This window comes from Pseudomonas sp., from assembly GCF_036404235.1.
Lineage (GTDB): Bacteria > Pseudomonadota > Gammaproteobacteria > Pseudomonadales > Pseudomonadaceae > Aquipseudomonas.
The window spans coordinates 1-18755 of the sequence record NZ_DASWOT010000010.1 but is presented as its reverse complement, the minus strand read 5'-3'; the positions used below and the strand labels follow the sequence as shown (position 1 = coordinate 18755).

Annotated in this window: 20 protein-coding genes; 8 read left to right on the top strand and 12 right to left on the bottom strand. The window is 57.7% G+C overall.

What is annotated here, in order from left to right; translation table 11 throughout:
* The first annotated feature begins 85 nt into the window (after window positions 1-85).
* Window positions 86-958: an SDR family oxidoreductase gene (locus VGC62_RS01135; RefSeq protein WP_331185258.1), complete on the top strand. Its 873-nt coding sequence runs from the start codon at window positions 86-88 to the stop codon at window positions 956-958.
* Window positions 959-1068: 110 nt separating this feature from the next.
* Here VGC62_RS01135 and VGC62_RS01130 read toward each other — a convergent pair whose 3' ends face one another.
* The 6 genes from VGC62_RS01130 to VGC62_RS01105 all read right to left on the bottom strand — a co-directional run bounded on the left by VGC62_RS01130 (window position 1069) and on the right by VGC62_RS01105 (window position 6341).
* Complete coding sequence (locus VGC62_RS01130) at window positions 1069-1806, bottom strand: hypothetical protein (RefSeq protein ID WP_331185257.1); 738 nt, start codon at window positions 1804-1806, stop codon at window positions 1069-1071.
* A 57-nt stretch (window positions 1807-1863) separates the two neighbouring features.
* Window positions 1864-2244 carry a RidA family protein gene (locus VGC62_RS01125; protein WP_331185256.1) on the bottom strand — a complete coding sequence of 127 codons (381 nt, stop codon included), beginning with the start codon at window positions 2242-2244 and terminating at the stop codon, window positions 1864-1866.
* A gap of 25 nt (window positions 2245-2269) precedes the next feature.
* Window positions 2270-4378: a bifunctional GTP diphosphokinase/guanosine-3',5'-bis pyrophosphate 3'-pyrophosphohydrolase gene (gene spoT, locus VGC62_RS01120; RefSeq protein WP_331185255.1), complete on the bottom strand. Its 2109-nt coding sequence runs from the start codon at window positions 4376-4378 to the stop codon at window positions 2270-2272.
* 60 nt (window positions 4379-4438) lie between these two features.
* Entirely contained in the window at window positions 4439-4702 is a 264-nt protein-coding gene (rpoZ, locus tag VGC62_RS01115; protein WP_002551500.1) for a DNA-directed RNA polymerase subunit omega, read from the bottom strand.
* 141 nt (window positions 4703-4843) lie between these two features.
* Window positions 4844-5464 carry a guanylate kinase gene (gene gmk, locus VGC62_RS01110; protein WP_331185262.1) on the bottom strand — a complete coding sequence of 207 codons (621 nt, stop codon included), beginning with the start codon at window positions 5462-5464 and terminating at the stop codon, window positions 4844-4846.
* Window positions 5465-5477: 13 nt separating this feature from the next.
* The gene (locus VGC62_RS01105) at window positions 5478-6341 is read right to left on the bottom strand and encodes a YicC/YloC family endoribonuclease (protein WP_331185261.1); all 864 of its coding nucleotides are present in this window, start codon (window positions 6339-6341) and stop codon (window positions 5478-5480) included.
* 447 nt (window positions 6342-6788) lie between these two features.
* Between VGC62_RS01105 and rph the strand changes: the two genes are divergently transcribed.
* Both rph and VGC62_RS01095 read left to right on the top strand, forming a co-directional pair.
* On the top strand, window positions 6789-7511 hold the full coding sequence (gene rph, locus VGC62_RS01100; protein ID WP_331185254.1) for a ribonuclease PH: 723 nt from the start codon (window positions 6789-6791) through the stop codon (window positions 7509-7511).
* Between the two features lie 26 nt (window positions 7512-7537).
* Complete coding sequence (locus tag VGC62_RS01095; RefSeq protein WP_331185253.1) at window positions 7538-7906, top strand: DUF4870 domain-containing protein; 369 nt, start codon at window positions 7538-7540, stop codon at window positions 7904-7906.
* Window positions 7907-8012: 106 nt separating this feature from the next.
* Here the strand turns inward: VGC62_RS01095 and VGC62_RS01090 are convergent, their stop codons facing one another.
* On the bottom strand, window positions 8013-8792 hold the full coding sequence (locus VGC62_RS01090; RefSeq protein WP_065988229.1) for an exodeoxyribonuclease III: 780 nt from the start codon (window positions 8790-8792) through the stop codon (window positions 8013-8015).
* A gap of 82 nt (window positions 8793-8874) precedes the next feature.
* On the opposite strand from VGC62_RS01090, the gene pyrE reads away from it, so the two are divergent.
* Together pyrE and VGC62_RS01080 are read left to right on the top strand one after the other, a co-directional pair.
* Window positions 8875-9516: an orotate phosphoribosyltransferase gene (gene pyrE, locus VGC62_RS01085; RefSeq protein ID WP_331185252.1), complete on the top strand. Its 642-nt coding sequence runs from the start codon at window positions 8875-8877 to the stop codon at window positions 9514-9516.
* 21 nt (window positions 9517-9537) lie between these two features.
* Entirely contained in the window at window positions 9538-10140 is a 603-nt protein-coding gene (locus VGC62_RS01080) for a DUF4124 domain-containing protein (protein ID WP_331185251.1), read from the top strand.
* Between the two features lie 78 nt (window positions 10141-10218).
* Here VGC62_RS01080 and argB read toward each other — a convergent pair whose 3' ends face one another.
* The 4 genes from argB to coaBC all read right to left on the bottom strand — a co-directional run bounded on the left by argB (window position 10219) and on the right by coaBC (window position 15525).
* Window positions 10219-11124: an acetylglutamate kinase gene (gene argB, locus VGC62_RS01075; protein ID WP_331185250.1), complete on the bottom strand. Its 906-nt coding sequence runs from the start codon at window positions 11122-11124 to the stop codon at window positions 10219-10221.
* A 24-nt stretch (window positions 11125-11148) separates the two neighbouring features.
* On the bottom strand, window positions 11149-13749 hold the full coding sequence (locus tag VGC62_RS01070) for a phosphomannomutase/phosphoglucomutase (RefSeq protein WP_414705725.1): 2601 nt from the start codon (window positions 13747-13749) through the stop codon (window positions 11149-11151).
* A 105-nt stretch (window positions 13750-13854) separates the two neighbouring features.
* Complete coding sequence (gene dut / locus VGC62_RS01065) at window positions 13855-14310, bottom strand: dUTP diphosphatase (protein WP_331185249.1); 456 nt, start codon at window positions 14308-14310, stop codon at window positions 13855-13857.
* Between the two features lie 6 nt (window positions 14311-14316).
* A complete protein-coding gene (coaBC, locus tag VGC62_RS01060; protein WP_331185248.1) occupies window positions 14317-15525 on the bottom strand; it encodes a bifunctional phosphopantothenoylcysteine decarboxylase/phosphopantothenate--cysteine ligase CoaBC in 1209 nt (402 codons plus the stop codon).
* A gap of 134 nt (window positions 15526-15659) precedes the next feature.
* On the opposite strand from coaBC, the gene radC reads away from it, so the two are divergent.
* Window positions 15660-16334 carry a RadC family protein gene (gene radC / locus VGC62_RS01055; RefSeq protein ID WP_331185247.1) on the top strand — a complete coding sequence of 225 codons (675 nt, stop codon included), beginning with the start codon at window positions 15660-15662 and terminating at the stop codon, window positions 16332-16334.
* Window positions 16335-16437: 103 nt separating this feature from the next.
* Here radC and VGC62_RS01050 read toward each other — a convergent pair whose 3' ends face one another.
* Window positions 16438-18027 (bottom strand): ABC transporter substrate-binding protein, encoded by a 1590-nt coding sequence (locus VGC62_RS01050; protein ID WP_331185246.1) that lies wholly within the window; start codon window positions 18025-18027, stop codon window positions 16438-16440.
* A 365-nt stretch (window positions 18028-18392) separates the two neighbouring features.
* Between VGC62_RS01050 and rpmB the strand changes: the two genes are divergently transcribed.
* Window positions 18393-18629: a 50S ribosomal protein L28 gene (gene rpmB, locus VGC62_RS01045; protein WP_108236194.1), complete on the top strand. Its 237-nt coding sequence runs from the start codon at window positions 18393-18395 to the stop codon at window positions 18627-18629.
* 11 nt (window positions 18630-18640) lie between these two features.
* A partial coding sequence (gene rpmG / locus VGC62_RS01040) for a 50S ribosomal protein L33 (protein WP_331185259.1) occupies window positions 18641-18755 on the top strand: 115 nt, incomplete at its 3' end.

Sequence of the window (18755 nt, the reverse complement as noted above, 5' to 3'; positions counted from 1 at the left end):
TTCATGAGGCGGGTGACCGCAGTATTGCCCCAATAGGAAGGACCGCCATGGTCGGATCAACCCTGTTTTTATGTGGAGAGGTGGAATGGTTGCTCCTTGCGTTCTGATTGCTGGCTGCGGTGACATCGGTGGTCGTTTGGCGTTGCAATTGCTGTCCGACACCTGGACCGTTTACGGGTTGCGCCGTTCAGTTGCACGGCTGCCCAGTGGCGTCATCGGGGTCAGCGGGGACCTGTTCGACGCAAGGATGCCAGCGCAATGGCCGGAAGGCCGGATCGATTATCTGGTGTATTGCGCGACTCCGAGCGAGCGCGACCAGGCGGGGTATCGGGCTGCCTATGTCGAGGGTCTGCGTCATGTGCTGGACTGGACCCAGCGCAGCGGTCAGCGACCCAGACGTGTGATTTTCGTCTCCAGTAGCAGTGTTTACGGACAGCAGAACGGCGAGTGGATCGACGAAACCTCGTCTGCCCAAGCAAGCGGGTTTTCTGGCCAGATCATGCTGGAGGCTGAGCAGGTCGCGCTGCAAAGTGGTTTTCCGGCCAGCATTGTCAGGCTTACGGGCATCTATGGACCGGGTCGTAGCGATTTGATGAACCGTGTTCGACAGGGTTATAGCGTGGCGATTGATCCGCCTTTATATGGCAACCGGATTCACGCTGATGATGCGGCTGGCCTTTTAGCGTTTCTGCTGCGCGCCGATGCGCGGGGTGTGGCGCTGGACGATTGCTATATCGGTGTCGATGACGCGCCCGATGCGTTGGCCGATGTTGTGGATTGGATGCGCAAGCGGCTGGGGGTTACAGAGTGGTCGGCCGAAACCAGCATTCGACGAGCGGGCAGCAAGCGTTGCAGCAATGCCAGAGCCAAAGAGCTGGGCTGGACGCCACATTATCCGAGTTATCGGGAAGGTTATGAGGCGATGCTGGAGGCGGGAAACCGAGATCGCAAGTTTTGAGATTCTGAAGGAGCGAATTCATTCACGAAGCGTTGGCCCATCCAACACTTCTTCATCTAAAACACAGCATTCACGGATGAATCCGCCCCACAGTTGGTCGAGCTAAAATCTCAGTTCTTCTGCAACAACCACTGACTCGCACCCGGGCGCAGGTCTGGCATTTCGTCTGCCTTGGCGTTGTTGACCGCCTGGAATATTTCCAGCTGCTTGCCGTTGCGAACGAAGATCCACGGATTGCCCTTCTCGTTCTTCTCCAGCCACATGCTGTCGTATTCGCCGCTCATGGCGGCGCAGTCGCCCGCCAGGCAGAGCGCGTAACGATCATTACCCGGCAGACCCGATACGCTTCCGTCGGGCCGGAATTCAACGATGCTGCCCTGGCCTTCGCCCTGCACGATGGACCATTTTCCGCCGAGATAGGCGCCGTAAAGCGCACGTTCAAAGCTGGTCCCGGGCTGAGCGTCAGCGGGAGCGGCTTCTTTGGGTGTCTTGAAATGCTGCTCGGGGCCGGAGTCGCTCGCGGCCTGCACCAGCTCATTGCTCTTAAGGGTCAGGTCTTCGAATGAATTGCCGTAGAAGTCAATGTGCAGCTTGCCGTCGGCAGCACTGACGATTTTGCCTTCACTGAGCTCAAAACCATTCGATGCGGTGGCGCTGCCAGCCTTGGTGTTGACGTTCCATTCAAGATTGGGCCCATACGCCAGTAACGCCTGGCGCAGGTTTCCGCCTTCAGCGGCTGCATCAATGGCGGTCTGGTTGATCCAGGTGCCGTCAGGTGTGCGGTTGGAATGGCTGGCGCAGCCGCTCAAAAGTGCGGCCAGGAGCGAGAGGGCGAACGCAACGCGCATAAGCGAAGTCCTTCCTTTGCTGAGAGGGGGCGGAGCGTACAGCGCTCCGCGAGGGATTTACTCGATAACGAGAATGGCGTCCATTTCAACCAGGGCGCCTTTTGGCAGCGAGGCGACACCGATGGCCGCGCGCGCCGGGTAAGGCTGTTCGAAGTATGTGCCCATGATTTCGTTGACCTTGGCGAAATGGCTCAGATCAGTCAGAAAGATGTTCAGCTTGACGATGTCCTTGAAAGAACCGCCTGCGGCCTGGGCAACGGATTTCAGGTTTTCGAACACCTGAACGGTCTGGGCTTCGAAGCCTTCGACCAGTTCCATGGTTTTCGGGTCAAGCGGGATCTGCCCAGACATGTAGACGGTATTGCCAGCTTTGATCGCCTGAGAGTACGTGCCGATGGCGGCAGGCGCTTTGTCGCTGGTGATGACGGTCTTGCTCATGAAGAACTCCTGTTATCGGGGTTGGCTACGCGCGCATGCGGGTGATGCGCATCACCCCGGTCAGGGCGCGCAGTTTCTTGATTACACGGGCCAGATGCACGCGGTCATGCACGCTGACCACCAGTTGGACCACACTGATGCGACCATCGCGTTCGTCCATGCTGATTTTCTCGATGTTGCCGTCGGCGGCATTGACGCTGCTGGCCAGCAACGCGATCAGGCCGCGTTGATGTTCCAGCTCGACACGCAGCTCGACATTGAATTCGCCGGTGACATCCTTGGCCCAGGACAACTGGATGCACTTTTCCGGATTGTGGCGGATTTCACTGATGTTCCGGCAGTTATCCAGGTGAACCACCATGCCCTTGCCCGCAGACAAGTGGCCCACGATTGGATCGCCAGGAATCGGCGTACAGCACTTGGCATAGCTCAGCACCAGGCCTTCTGTACCGCGAATCGCCAAGGGCCCTTCGGCGTTCGGCAATTCTTCACCTTCGCTGGCGAACAGCCGACGAGCGACGACATACGCCATGCGATTGCCCAGGCCGATGTCTTCGAGGAGGTCTTCGATGACCTCGACCCGGTATTCGGCGAGGATCAGTTGCACGCGTTCTGCCGGGATTTTCTCCAGGCTGGTATCGAAACCGTTCAGCACTTTGTTCAACAGGCGCTCGCCCAGGCTGATGGACTCCGAGCGGCGCTGCAGCTTGAGCGCGTGACGAATGTGTGTACGCGCCTTGCCGGTGACGACGAAATTGAGCCAGGCCGGGTTAGGTCTTGCACCGGGCGCACTGACGATCTCGACAGTAGAGCCGCTTTGCAGCGGTTCGGACAGCGGCGCAAGGCGGCGGTTGATCCGGCAAGCGATGCAACTGTTGCCGACGTCGGTGTGTACTGCGTAAGCGAAGTCGACTGCCGTTGAGCCTTTGGGCAGCTCCATGATCCGGCCCTTGGGCGTGAAAACGTAAACTTCGTCTGGGAACAGGTCGATCTTGACGCTTTCGATGAACTCCAGTGAGTTGCCAGCGCGTTGCTGCATTTCAAGCACGCCCTTGACCCACTGACGGGCGCGCGCGTGTGTGCTTTTGGGCTGTTCGTCGCCAGACGATTTATACAGCCAGTGCGCCGCGATCCCGTTGTTCGCCATTTCTTCCATTTCGCGTGTGCGAATCTGGATTTCGATGGGTACGCCGTGCATGCCGAACAGGGTCGTGTGCAGCGACTGATAGCCGTTGGCTTTGGGGATTGCGATGTAATCCTTAAACCGGCCGGGTAGCGGCTTGTACAAATTATGCACAGCGCCCAGCACGCGATAGCAGGTGTCGACCTTGTCGACGATGATCCTGAACGCATAGACGTCCATGATCTCGTTGAAGGCTCGGCGCTTGCCACGCATCTTTTTGTAGATGCCGTAGAGATGCTTCTGGCGACCGCTGACTTCGCCCTCGATACCGTCGACCGCGAGGCAATGACTCAGCGACTCTTCAATCTTGTTGACCAACTCTTTGCGATTGCCACGCGCGCGCTTGACGGCTTGGCCGATTCGCGAAGAGCGCATCGGGTACATCGCCTTGAAGCCGAGGTCTTCGAATTCGATGCGCACACTGTGCATGCCCAGCCGGTTGGCGATGGGCGCATAGATTTCGAGGGTTTCCTTGGCGATGCGACGGCGTTTTTCACCGGAGAGGACTTCCAGTGTGCGCATGTTGTGCAGGCGGTCGGCGAGCTTGACCAAGATTACGCGAATATCCCGTGCCATGGCCATGGCCATTTTCTGGAAGTTTTCTGCCTGGGCTTCGGCTTTGGTTTCGAAGTTCATCTGGGTCAGTTTGCTGACCCCGTCGACCAGTTCGGCCACGGTTTCGCCAAATTGCGCACTGAGCGCTTCCTTGGCGATGCCGGTGTCTTCGATCACGTCATGCAGCATGGCTGCCATCAGGCTCTGATGGTCCATGTGCATGTCGGCAAGAATATTGGCCACCGCCAGCGGATGCGTGACGTAGGCTTCACCGCTACGACGGCGTTGGCCGTCGTGGGCTTGTTCGGCGTAGAAATACGCCCGGCGAACCAGATTGACCTGGTCTGCGCCGAGGTAGGTCGAGAGACGATCGGCGAGGGCATCTATGCTCGGCATGACAAAAACTCCTGCCGATGGCTGTGACCCTGCGCCGTACTACGTCGACCTGGCATAGGCTTAGACAGCCTCGTTGGACTCGTCCTCGAATGCTGCGAACAACGGTTCATCTTCAACGATTTCAGCTTCTGCGATTACTGCGTAATCCATCAGGCCTGCTGCGATTTCACGCAGAGCCATCACGGTAGGCTTGTCATTTTCCCACGCCAGCTTTGGTTCTTTGCCGCCGGTTGCCAGTTGACGGGCACGCTTGGTAGAGAGCATGACCAGCTCAAAGCGGTTATCCACGTGTTCTAGGCAGTCTTCAACGGTTACGCGGGCCATGGGTATTCCTCGTAGCAAATGCGGTATGCGCGTTGCCCGGATGGGCGAGCGGACTCGGTAGTTTACAAGCGGCACGGCACATGCATCAAGCGGCGCGCCATAAACGGTCCGCTTTTCGCTTGCAATTGGTCGGCTGGAGCTTTAGGCCAGCAGTTGTTTCAGCAGTTCGCCGAAGCGCTGTTGCTGGTGTTCCTGGGTCAGCAGGTTGGTGCGGAAGATGGCTTTGAGGTCTTCCAGGGCGCTGGCGAAGTCGTCGTTGATCACGATGTAATCGTATTCGACATAGTGGCTCATCTCGCTCACGGCTTCGCGCATCCGCGCTTCAATGATCTCGTCACTGTCCTGGCCGCGATTGGTCAGGCGCTGGCGCAGCGCTTGCTGAGTCGGCGGCAAGATGAAGATCGAGCGCGCATGCGGCATCAGCTTGCGTACTTGCTCGGCGCCCTGCCAGTCGATTTCCAGAATCAGGTCATGGCCTTCGTCCAGGGTCTGCTGCAGACGGCTTTGCGAGGTGCCGTACAGGTTGCCGAAGACCTCGGCTTGTTCGAGAAAATCACCATGTTCAATCATGCGCACGAACTCGGCGCGATTGACGAAGTGGTAGTTCACGCCGTCCACTTCGCCCGGTCGCATGGCGCGAGTGGTGTGGGAGACCGAGACGCGAATCTGTGGTTGAGCATTGATCAGGGCGTTGACCAGGCTGGTCTTGCCCGCGCCTGAAGGGGCGGAAATGATGTACAGGGTGCCGGTGCTGTGGGTCATGTCGGGATTGGCCTTACTCAATGTTCTGCACTTGTTCGCGCATCTGCTCGATCAACACCTTGAGGTTGACCGCAGCCTGAGTGCTACGAGGATCGAAGGCTTTGGAGCCCAGTGTGTTGGCTTCGCGGTTGAGTTCCTGCATCAGGAAATCCAGGCGGCGCCCGGCCTGTCCGCCGGTTTTCAGCACCCGGCGTACTTCTGTGACGTGGGTGCTGAGGCGGTCTAGCTCCTCGGCGACATCGCTTTTTTGCGCCAACAGGACCATTTCCTGCTCCAGGCGTTGCGGATCGAGTTCGGCCTTCATGTCGGCGAAGCGGTCGAGCACCTTCTGCCGTTGCGTGGTCAGCATCTGCGGAACCAGCGTGCGCAGGGTGGCGACTTCTGTCTTGATCGCGCTCAGCCGTTCGTCGAGAAGTTTCGCCAGGTCCGCGCCTTCGCGGGCCCGCCCGGCTTTCAGCTCGTCCAGCGCTACGTTGAAGAGGGCCATCGCGTCGTTGTTCAGCGCTTGCGGATCGGTAGCGTCGGCCACCAGCACGCCAGGCCATGCCAGTACTTCGAGCGGATTCAGGGGGGCGGGTTGCTTGATCAGGCTGGCGACGATTTCGGCGGCGGCAACCAGTTGTCCAGCACGCTCACGGTCGACCTGAAGCGGTTTACCGGCGGTTTCTTCGGTGAAGCGCAAGGTGCATTCGATCTTGCCACGGGATAATCCCTGGCGTAGCGCCTCACGCACGGCGCTTTCCAGATCGCGAAAGGACTCCGGCAGGCGTAGGTGCGGTTCTAGATAACGATGGTTGACCGAGCGCAATTCCCAGCTCAGCGTGCCTTGGGTGCCAGCGCGTTCGGCTCGGGCGAAAGCAGTCATGCTATGCACCATGGCAAGTACCTCTATTAAGTCAGGCATTGAAAAAAGCCTGCATCGCAGGCCGTGTGAAAACTACTGTGCTCGACAATCCGGCGTTAAAAACAGGTGGAAAATGTTCATTTAGAACACCTACACTGCGCTTTTCTACCTGTTTTTGCCTTGTCTTGCCTTCGCTCGCTACGTTTTCAAACAGCCTGTATCGGGCGGTGTTTTACCCGAATGAATGTTGTCAAGAATCGACAGGCTATAAAGGCGCAGGATTGTAGCGCAGTGCGGGGTATGCGCCCAAATGTGGCAGCGCGCAAAGCGATGCATGGTGTTGCATCGCGCCATCGTGCGGCGTATTTCCATGAGCCACGCACACTGCCAATGTTCATCGACTGCTGATTAGATGTGCCCAGCGTCGGCTGTCACCTCTATAATGCTTCGCAGTTTTCCGTCCCAGTACAGGTATCCCAGATGAAACGTCCAAGTGGTCGCGCTGCCGATCAGCTGCGCTCGATCCGCATCACCCGCAACTACACCAAACACGCCGAGGGTTCTGTGCTGGTCGAGTTCGGTGATACGAAAGTGATCTGCACCGTCAGCGTCGAAAATGGCGTGCCACGCTTTCTTAAAGGTCAGGGCCAGGGTTGGCTGACGGCCGAGTATGGCATGCTGCCACGTGCGACTGGCGAGCGGAATCAGCGCGAAGCCAGCCGTGGCAAGCAAGGTGGTCGTACGCTGGAAATTCAACGCCTGATTGGTCGCTCGTTGCGCGCTGCGCTGGATATGTCCATGCTCGGTGATGTCACGTTGTATGTCGATTGCGACGTGATTCAAGCCGATGGCGGCACGCGCACAGCGTCCATCACCGGTGCCATGGTTGCGCTGGTCGATGCACTGAAAGTGATCAAGAAGCGTGGTGGTCTCAAGGCGGGTGATCCGCTCAAACAGATGATCGCGGCGGTTTCTGTGGGCATGTATCAAGGTGAGCCAGTGCTGGATCTGGACTACCTGGAAGACTCGGCTGCCGAGACCGATCTGAACGTCGTGATGACCAGCGCCGGTGGTTTCATCGAAGTGCAGGGTACGGCTGAAGGTGCGCCGTTTCAGCCTGAAGAGCTGAACGCGATGCTGGCGCTGGCGCAGAAAGGTATGACCGAATTATTTGAGTTGCAGCAGGCCGTGTTGGCCGACTAATCATCCATCTGTACAGGGAACGCACGATGACCGACAGCCAACCCCCGGTTCCAATGCCAAGTAAAGAAGTTCGCCAGTGGGCGATGCTCTGTCACTTCGCGGCGTTCTTTGGCTTGATATTCCCGTTCGGTAATGTATTGGGGCCGCTGATTGTCTGGCAACTCAAGAAAGAAACCGACCCGTTCATCGATGCACAGGGCAAGGAAGCCTTGAACTTCCAGATCACCGTTTCCATCGCCGCGATGATCTGCTTTTTGCTGATGATCGTGGTAATTGGCTTTCCGTTGCTGATGCTGGTGGGGGTTGGTGCGCTGGTACTGACCATCATTGCGGGTATCAAGGTTAACGACGGCAGTGCGTATCGCTATCCGTTTACCTGGCGGTTGGTTAAATAGCCGCAGCCTTTTTAGGCGCGCTTGTCCGCAATGGCATAAGCGCATCCAATGGTCAGCCAAAAACAAAGCCGACATGAAGTCGGCTTTGTTTTTATGCGCTTGGACGTTAAATAGTCAGCGTCCAGTCGTAGTCCACGATCAAAGGCGCATGCTGCGAGAAACGCGGCTGGCGCGGCAGGCGTGCGCTACGCACGAAGCGACGCAAGCCTGGGGTCAGCAGTTGGTAGTCGAACCGCCAGCCCAGATTTAGCATCTCGGCCTGTTCGTTATCTGGCCACCAGCTGTATTGATCGCCTTCGCGGCTGACTTCGCGCAGGGCATCCACATAACCCATGTTACCAACGATCTCGTCCATCCAGGCCCGTTCCGGCGCCAGGAAACCCGGAGACTGCTGGCTGTCGCGCCAGTTTTTGATGTCCAGCTTCTGCTGCGCAACGTAGAGCGAGCCACAGTAAATGTACTCGCGACGTTTACGCCGCTGCTTGTCGAGGTATTTCCCGAAGTCGTCCATGAGCTTGAACTTTTGATTCAAGTCCTCATCGCCGTTCATCCCGGAGGGAAGCAGCAAGGTCGCAATACTGACTTTGTCGAAATCTGCCTGCAGGTAACGCCCGTAACGGTCGGCTGTCTCGAACCCTAGTCCGTTGATAACCGCCTTCGGCTGCAACCGCGAGTACAAAGCCACGCCACCCTGTGCAGGCACTTCCGCCTCGCAGGCATAAAGGAAGTAGCCATCCAGTTGGAAAGCTGGATCGTCCAGTTCGAAGGCGGAGGCGCGGGTGTCCTGAAGGCAGATGACGTCGGCATTCTGAGCTTGCAGCCAACTGAGCAAACCACGCTCGACTGCGGCTTGAATGCCATTTACGTTCACACTGATGATCCGCATAAATGGCCCCAAAAATCACGTGCGTGTATGATACCCGAGCTCTACCTAATTAGCTAAATCCGTGGTATTCGGGGCTTTTTTCATGCAAGCGTATCAACGCGAATTCATTCGTTTTGCCATCGAACGCGGGGTTTTGCGCTTCGGTGAGTTCACCTTGAAGTCCGGGCGCACCAGTCCTTACTTCTTCAATGCCGGTCTTTTCAATAGTGGTTCGGCCCTGGCGCAGTTGGGGCGTTTCTATGCGTCGGCTGTGATTGAAAGCGGTATTTCCTTCGACGTCCTGTTCGGGCCAGCGTACAAGGGCATTCCCCTGGCGGCCGCGACGGCTGTGGCTTTGGCTGAACATCATGGTCGTGATTTACCGTGGTGCTTCAACCGCAAGGAAGCCAAAGACCATGGCGAGGGCGGCAGCCTGGTGGGGGCTCCACTGAAAGGCGACGTGTTGATCATCGATGATGTGATCACTGCGGGCACGGCGATTCGCGAGGTGATGCAGATCATCAGCGGCCAGGGCGCAAAAGCCGCCGGGGTGTTGATCGCATTGAATCGTCAGGAGCGTGGCACCGGCGAGCTTTCGGCCATTCAAGAGGTCGAGCGTGATTTCGGTATTGCGGTGGTGAGCATCGTTTCTTTGAACCAGGTGCTCGAATACCTGGCCGACGATCCTCAACTCAAGCAGCATTTGCCGGCTGTTGAAGCGTACCGGACTCAGTACGGAATCTGAGTCGCCAGAGGATGTCGCTTTATGCTCAAGCTTGGCGCTGTCGTTTTTTGTCTATCGCTGGGCGTAGGCAACGTTGCAACCCTTGAGGCTGCTGATAATCCGGCCACCGTGCTCTACCGCTACGTCGACAACCGGGGTGTGACCGTGCTGGATACGCAGGGTGTGCCGCCTGAATATGTCGGTCAGGGCTATGAGGTCTTGAATCAGCGTGGCCGGGTAATACAAGTCGTACCGCCTGCGCCGACCGCCGATGAGATCCGTCAGGCGCAAGCCGCGAAGGTGCAAGCCGATGCCGATGCGCAATTGACGCACCTCTACAGCAGTGTCGCCGACCTGGATCGTGCGAGGACGCGCAGGCTTGCCGAGCTCGACGCCTTGATTGCCGTGGCTCAGGGCAATGTTCAGGGGTTGGTTGCCCAGCAAGCAACCCTGCAAAGTCAGGCGGCTGACCAAGAGCGTGCGGGTCGACAGGTTCCTAAAACGCTGCTCGACCAGATGGATGACCTGCGCGGTCAGCAACAAAGCCTCAAGGCCGAGATCGTGCGTTACCAGGCGACGCGACAGCAGGCGGATGCGGCATTTGCTCAGGACCGGGCGCGATTGAAAAAACTGCTGCAGCCATAACGTCGTTCAGAACGTAAAGCCCAAAAAGCCCCGCCGGTTTTCGCCGACAGGGCTTTTTTGTTTTAAACCGCGGTGCGATCAGTGGCGCTTGCGGTTGCTTATCAGGGTGCCCACGCCGGTATCGGTAAAGATCTCAAGCAGTACGGCGTTCGGAACGCGGCCGTCGATGATGTGCGAGGTGGTGACGCCGCCTTGTACGGCCTCCAGCGCACATTTGATCTTTGGCAGCATGCCGCCGTAGATAGTGCCGTCGGCGATCAGGCCATTGACCTGCTCGGTTGTCAGCCCGGTCAGGACTTTGCCTTCCTTGTCCATCAGGCCGGCGATGTTGGTCAGCAGCATCAGCTTTTCGGCCTTCAGGGCTTCAGCGACTTTGCCTGCAACGAGGTCGGCGTTGATGTTGTAGGACTCGCCTTCAGAACCTACGCCAATCGGTGCAATGACCGGAATGAAATCGCCTTTCACCAGCATGTTCAGCAGGTCGGTGTTGATACCAACCACTTCGCCGACCTGGCCGATGTCGATGATTTCCGGCTTGGTCATCTCTGGCGTCTGACGTGTGACGGTCAGCCGTTTTGCCCGAATCAGTCCGGCATCTTTGCCGGTTAGACCGATAGCGCTGCCGCCATGACGGTTGATCAGGTTGACGATGTCCTTGTTGACCTGACCGCCCAACACCATTTCCACCACGTCCATGGTCTGGGCGTCAGTGACGCGCATACCATCGATGAAGCGGCTCTCGATCGACAAGCGTTTTAGCAGATCGCCGATCTGCGGGCCCCCACCATGCACGACCACCGGGTTGATGCCTACGGCTTTCATCAACACGATGTCGCGCGCGAAGCCGGTTTTCAGTTCCTCGCTTTCCATGGCGTTGCCGCCGTACTTGATCACCAATGTCTTGCCGACGAAACGGCGGATATAAGGCAACGCTTCGGACAGGACCTTGGCGGCATTGGCAGCGGCATCACGTTCGAGGGTCATTTGGGCTCCACTCAAAAAGGTTGATCAAAAAGGAAGTTCAAGGTCCGGGGCGACTTTTTTCAGCTCAGCGTGGAACACATTCTTGATGCGCTGCAATTCGTCTTCGGTTTCGGCTTCGAAGCGTAATACCAGCACTGGCGTGGTATTGGAAGCCCGAACCAGCCCCCAGCCTTTCGGATAGTCCACCCGAACGCCGTCGATGCTGGTCAATTTGGCGTCGCCCCACTGGGCGTCTTTCTCAAGCGCCTCAATGATGCTGAACTTGGTGACATCCGTCACCTTGATGTTGATTTCAGGTGTCGAGATGTCGTTCGGGAAGGTTTCGAACAACTCTTCGGCGGTCTGTGATTCCTGACTGAGGATTTCCAGCAAGCGTGCAGCGCTGTAAATGCCGTCGTCGAAACCGAACCAGCGCTCCTTGAAGAAGATGTGGCCGCTCATTTCGCCTGCCAGCAGCGCACCGCTTTTCTTCATCTCTTTCTTGATCAGGGAATGGCCGGTCTTCCACATGACCGGGCGACCGCCATGTTGACTGATCAGCGGGGTCAGGCGGCGAGTGCATTTGACGTCGAAAATGATGTCTGCGCCGGGATTGCGTTTCAGCACATCGAGGGCGAACAGCATCAGCAGGCGGTCGGGATAGACCACATTGCCTTTGTTGGTCACCACGCCTACACGGTCGCCGTCGCCGTCGAACGCCAGGCCCAGATCAGCACCGGTTTCATTGACCTTGGCGATCAGGTCCTGAAGGTTTTCCAGCTTGCCCGGATCCGGGTGATGGTTCGGGAAATTACCGTCGACTTCGGCGAACAGCGAAATCACTTCGCAGCCCAATGCCTCGATCAGTTGGGGGGCGATCACGCCAGCGGCGCCGTTACCGCAATCCACGACGACCTTGAGTTTACGTGCCAGGACGATGTCATCCTTGATCTGCTTGAAGTAGCGATCAAGGATGTTGACCTTGGTAATGCTGCCTTTTGCCGCAGGCAGATTGTTGCTCTTGATGCGGTCGTGAAGCGCCTGGATCTGTTCGTTGGCGAGGGTGTCGCCGGCGATGACGATCTTGAAGCCGTTGTAGTCCTTGGGGTTATGGCTGCCGGTCAACATCACGCCGGTTTTACCCGCCAGCACGTTGGCGGCGTAGTAAAGGGCAGGCGTTGGTACAAGGCCGACGTCGCTGACGTGGCAACCTGCGTCGTGCAGGCCTTGAATCAATTGTTGAACCAGTTCCGGCCCGGAAAGGCGACCGTCACGGCCTACGGAAACGTTCGGTTCACCCTGTGCGATGCTTTGGGAGCCAATGGCGCGGCCAATCCAATAGGCGGTTTCAGCGCTCAACGTGTCCCCGACCACACCGCGAATATCGTACGCGCGAAAGATACTGTCGGGAAATTGAGGGGCTATGGATACTGTGCTGTTCATGGCTTGAAGATGCTCCGATCTCAGGAAGTCCAGGTTTTCGTCGAGAATGTCGATATCGAGAATGTCGGTGTCTTGAAACAGCGGATCGGTCAGTTCAACGCCTTGAGGTGCGAACTGCGATGATGTAGCACTGCTTGTCGTAGAACCGTCTGGTGTGGCCGATTCGCTGGCTTGCGCCGCGACGGTTGGGGCCGCTGGCTGATTGCGCAACGAGAATCGGGCAAGAGTTTGGGCCAGTCCGTTAAGGGCGGGCAGACTCAAACCGAAGGATTTGACGGCTTTTCCTCCGGAGAGTTCTTGGATCAGTTGATCCAGTTGTCGGGCATCGGCTGCAACCCGGCGTTTTAGAGCGCTTTCATTCAGATAGAGGCCCAACAAAACGCCGACCAACGCGACTATCGCCGCCACAATCAGCATCCAGTAAGGCGGCGAAGTGTGCAGTGCGGAGCCGGAAGTGAACTGCAGCTTCCAGTTGGCGTACCCCGTGTCAAAGCTGACAGGCTGACTGCCATCGCCTTGCCCACGCGTAAGAAACGTCTGAGCGCCAGCGCTGCCAAACTGCTGACTCAGCTCCACCTGGCCGACATTGTCCGGCATTTGCGGCAGTGCATTGAGCAAGCGTTGTGGGGAAAACCCCAGCAGGAGTGTGCCCGTAACGGGTGAGTTGGCGGCGGACCTCAATGGTGCGGCGCTGTAGATCACCCAGTTATCGCCTATTTTGCGGGCTTCGGGGGCGGGTGTTTCACCCTTTGCGGCTTTGTTGAGCATGTCCAGGGTGGCAAAACTGACGGGCAGGACGCCTTGATTGTCGACGTCGCTGAAACCCAGAGGGCTCAGGCGCGCACCGACTACCCCGTCGTGATAGCGCAATTGATTCTGGGCACCGGCGATGCGGGTAGGGTCATCGCTTAGCAGGGCTTGGGCCAGCGCGCCATCTTGCGCAGCCGTCTGAGTATCGGCGCGAATTTGTTGCAGGGCTTTGTTGACCGCCCCCGCTTGCGCGCTGCCCCATGCCTGTACTAACTGGTCCTGCTGTTGCGGTTGGCTCAACAGACCCAGCCAGACCAGAACGGCGGCAGCGATCAGACCAATGATCGAAGGTATCAGACCTGGTGTGGACAAGCTCAGGTTGGAATCGGTGCCCGCAACGTCATGGTTATCCGGGCGCTTGGACGCTTTGGCTGTGCGCTTGATGCCTTTCACCTGAACTCTCCCTGCTCATTGGTCTTGGGTCGATTTGCATATCACGGCGCGGTTCGAGGTTGCTAACCGTCCTCATAGGTTCTGAATCGCTGAGTGGTCAGTAGATCAGTGGCTGCCAGAATGACCAAAGCCTCCAGTACCACGCTGGCTTTCGTCGAATTCATCGACCAGCTCAAAATGCGCCTGCACTACGGGCACCAGAACCAGCTGGGCGAGGCGTTCGCCAATGGCAATCTTGAAGGCCGTTTGGCCGCGGTTCCAGCACGACACCATCAATTCGCCCTGATAATCGGAGTCGATCAGGCCGACCAGATTGCCCAGCACGATACCGTGTTTATGACCCAGGCCCGAACGTGGAAGAATCAGCGCAGCGAGTCCGGGGTCGCCGATGTAGATCGACAGACCTGTCGGAATCAGAAGCGTCTGTCCCGGTTCCAGCACGGTGTCCTCCTGGAGCATTGCGCGCAGGTCGAGCCCGGCAGAACCCGTGGTGGCGTAAGCGGGGAGTGGGAATTCGTTGCCAATGCGAGGGTCGAGGATTTTGGCTTGTAGGGCATGCATACGTGATTAAACCTGGTTCATACGGTCGGCGATAAAGGTGACCAACTGGCGGGCAATCTTGGCCTTGCTGGTCTGGGCGAAGAGCGTTTCGTGCAACGCTCGGTCGATCACGCTGCAGGCGTTTTCCTCGCTGTTGAAGCCAATACTGGGATTGGCAACATCGTTGGCGACGATCAGATCAAGGTTCTTGTCCTTGAGCTTGCGTGCAGCATAGTCGAGCAGGTGTTCGGTTTCTGCGGCGAAACCCACACTGAATGGACGGTCAGCGCGTTGGGCGATGGTGGCGAGGATGTCCGGGTTGCGGACCATCTGCAGCAGCAGGCCGTCGCCGTTTGTAGGGTCTTTCTTTAATTTCTGGGATGCGACGACCTCGGGGCGGTAGTCGGCGACGGCCGCCGAGGCGATGAAAAGGTCGCATGGCATTGCGGTCTCGCATGCGGCGAGCATGTCTCTGGCACTTATCACGTCGATTCGTGACACGCGATCGGGTGTCTGCAAATGGACTGGCCCGGTGATCAACGTCACATGCGCACCGGCTTCTGCGGCTGCTTCAGCAAGTGCAAAGCCCATTTTTCCAGAGCTGTGGTTGGTGATGTAACGCACCGGGTCGATGTTTTCCTGGGTCGGGCCTGCGGTGATCAGCACGTGCTTGCCGGTCAGCGAGAGGTGCTGGAAGCAGTCAGCCGCCGATTGCGCCAGATCGTTCGGTTCGAGCATTCGCCCGTAACCGACATCGCCACAGGCCTGGCTGCCGCTGGCCGGGCCGAACATGTGCAGACCCCGCGCCTGGAGCAACTGGACGTTGGCTTGTACCGATGGATCACGCCACATCGCCTGATTCATGGCGGGCGCGACCGCGACAATGGCGTCAGTCGCCAGCACCACGGTGGTCAGCAAGTCATTGGCGATGCCTTGGGCCAGACGTGCCAGCAGGTCGGCGGTTCCCGGCGCGATCAAGACCATGTCGGCCCACTTCGCCAGCTCGATATGCCCCATGGCCGCTTCAGCCGCCGGGTCGAGTAAATCCATGTGAACGGGGTGCCCGGACAAAGCCTGCATGGTCAGCGGGGTGATGAACTCAGCGCCGCCCTTGGTCATGACGACACGTACTTCTGCACCGTGGTCGCGCAAGCGGCGGACCAGCTCGGCACTTTTGTAGGCCGCGATGCCGCCGCCCACGCCGAGAACGATGCGTTTTCGATACAGCCGCTGCATAGGCCTGCCTTTTGGTCGAGTTAACACGCGGCAATCAAGACGCCTCCCCAGGCCAGATTGTCGCGTTAAAAAGATCGGCTAAGATAGCACAGCGACCGCACGGGAACAGCGGCGCCCACACACATGGAGGTGCTATGAGTATTCGTGATTGGCCTGTGGCGGAGCGACCGCGGGAAAAGCTGCTTGAGCGAGGCGCTGCAAGCCTTTCAGATGCCGAACTACTGGCGATTTTTCTGCGTACGGGGGTGACTGGACGCAGCGCTGTCGATCTGTCCCGCCACTTGCTGACCCGGTTTGGAGGCCTGCGGGCACTGCTTGATGCCAATCTGGCTACGTTCAGCGGCGAGCTGGGCCTGGGCCCTGCGAAGTACGCTCAGTTACAAGCCGTTATGGAAATGTCGCGCCGGCACATGGCCGAATCCCTCAAGCGTGACTGCGCGATGGAGAACCCGTTGCAGGTTCGAAATTACCTAAAGGCCCTGCTCAGGCATGAGCCTCACGAAGTGTTCGGCTGTCTGTTTCTGGACAATAAGAATCGCGTGCTGACGTTTGAAGTGTTGTTCTATGGCTCGATCAACAGCGCGCAGGTTTATCCCCGGCAAGTGGTCAAGCGCGCGTTGGCTCACAATGCCGCCAGCCTGATTCTTTGCCATAACCATCCTTCAGGCGTCACTGACGCGAGCCAGGCGGATATTGATCTGACTCAGCGTTTGAAGGCAGCTTTGGCGATGGTTGACGTGTCAGTGCTAGATCACCTGATCATTGGTGATGGTGATCCATTATCGATGGCTGAATGTGGGCTGATGTAACAGCCTGCTGGAGCGAGGCTTGCCCGCGAAAATGATGACGCCGTTCACACTGATGAACCGTGTCGTTACATTCGCGGGCAATCCTCGCCAACTGAACTTGTGTTTACTTAACGGTCGCCCTGAAGAAGTCCTGCCGCCCAAATGGGCTGACCGAATAACCCACAACGTTTTTGCGCGTGAGCGCTGCGGCGGTCGGATGTGCCAGTGGCAGCCACAATGCCTGTTGCTGGATCAGCGCCTGGGCCTGGTGATAAATCTTGCTGCGTTTGTCTTGATCGCTGGTGGTCTTGCCGTCACTGATCAACCTGTCCAACTGCGGATCGCAGTAGCGCGCAAAATTGGTCCCGGACTGCACGGCCGCGCAGGAGAACTGCGGGGTCAGGAAGTTATCCGGATCACCGTTATCGCCTGCCCAGCCCATGAACAGCAGATCGTGCTCGCCAGTTTTGGCGCGGCGAATCAACTCACCCCATTCGATGACTTTGATTTCGGCCTTGATGCCGATTTTCGCCAAATCCGCTTGCAGCAGTTGTGCGCCAAGGTTTGGATTCGGGTTCAGCGTGCTGCCAGTAGGGCGGGTCCAGATTGTGGTTTTGAAACCGTCCTTCAAGCCTGCTTTTGCCAGCAATTGTTGGGCCTTGGCTATGTCGAGCTTGTAGCCCGGCAGTTCGTTGGCATAACCCCAGGTATTGGGTGGGAACGGGCCGTTAGCGGCCTTGGCTGAGTCCTCAAACACCGCTTTCAGATAGGTCGCTTTGTCGAACGCCAGGTTGATTGCTTGCCGCACTTCAGGCTTATCCAGTGGCGGATGTTGGCTGTTTATGGCGATGAACGCGGTCATGAATGCGTCGGTCGTTTCCACTTTCAGCGCAGGGTCTTTGCCCGCCTCGACGACATCCAGCGGCTTGGGAGAAAGTGCGATCTGACATTCATTTTGCTTGATGCGCTGTAGGCGAACGTTGGCGTCGGGGGTGATTGCGTAAATCAGCACATCGACGCCTGGCTTGCCCGCGAAGTAGTCCGGATTGGCCTGGTAACGCACCACTGCGTCTTTCTGGAACCGCTTGAAAATAAATGGTCCGGTACCGATTGGCTGGCTGTTGAGCTTCTCGGGGGTGCCAGCTTTCATCAGTTGCGCCATGTACTCGGCCGAATAAATAGACGCGAAGCCCATGCTCAGCGTTGCCAGGAATGTCGCGTCCGGATGGTCAAGGGTGAAGCGCACGGTGTTTGCGTCGGGCGCTTCTATTTTCTTGATCAGTGCAGGCAACTGCATCGATTGCGCGTGTGGAAAGCCTTGCACGGCGATTTTGTGCCAGGGATTTGCCGGGTCGAGCATACGCTGGAAGCTGAACACCACATCGTCAGCGTTCAGTGTGCGTGATGGCGTGAAGTAGTCAGTGGTGTGAAACTTCACATCGCTGCGCAGTTTGAAATCGTATGTCAGGCCGTCCGGCCAAACCGTCCAGCTTTCGGCGAGGCTGGGCACCAGCTTGCGGGTCTGAGCGTCATAATCCACCAGTCTGTTCATCAGCACGTCGGCCGAGGCATTGGTGGTGGTCAAGGAGTTGTACTGCACGACGTCGAAACCCTCGGGGCTGGCTTCGGTGCAAACGCTCAGGGCCGTGGCGGCTTGGGCCATCAGCGGAGCGAACAGGGGCGCGAGCAAAAAAGGCAATAAAGCGAGACGCATGGCGATATTCCTGCTGATAAGTAGGCCCCATCTGCTGGCGCAGTCTGGTGAGGGAGTAACCCTAGACCATGCATAAGCTCAGGACAATCCGTCTGGCGCGACGAGCGGTAAATTTCTGTTGTGCCCTTTGCGGCTGGCTCTGTCAGACTGCAAACCCTGCTTATGGCGCAGTTAAAGTATTTGCGCTGTTGTTGCGCTGGGGGGTTTCTGGTATAAAGCAGCGCTCTTTTCTAGGGGCCCGCTTCCTTCATCGTAGGTGTGGCCGGTAAGACCCCTGAAGAAACGCGGCGCCTGGCGCCAAATGACTGAGAGATTAAGCGGCCAACCCATGCCGGGTTGGGCATGTGGTTTTAGAGGGCTGAGGCATGTCGAGAGTCTGTCAAGTTACCGGTAAGGGTCCGGTGACTGGGAATAACATTTCCCACGCAAACAACAAAACCCGTCGTCGTTTCCTGCCGAACCTGCAGCATCACCGCTTCTGGGTTGAGAGCGAGAAACGTTTTGTGCGTCTGCGCGTGTCTGCCAAAGGCATGCGTATCATCGACAAGCGCGGCATTGATGTCGTTCTGGCCGAAATTCGCCGTGATGGCGCTAAGGTTTAAGGGAGAAAATCATGCGTGAATTGATCCGTTTGGTGTCGACCGCTAACACCGGCCACTTCTACACCACCGACAAGAACAAGCGCACTACTCCGGACAAAATCGAAATTAAAAAATTCGATCCGGTTG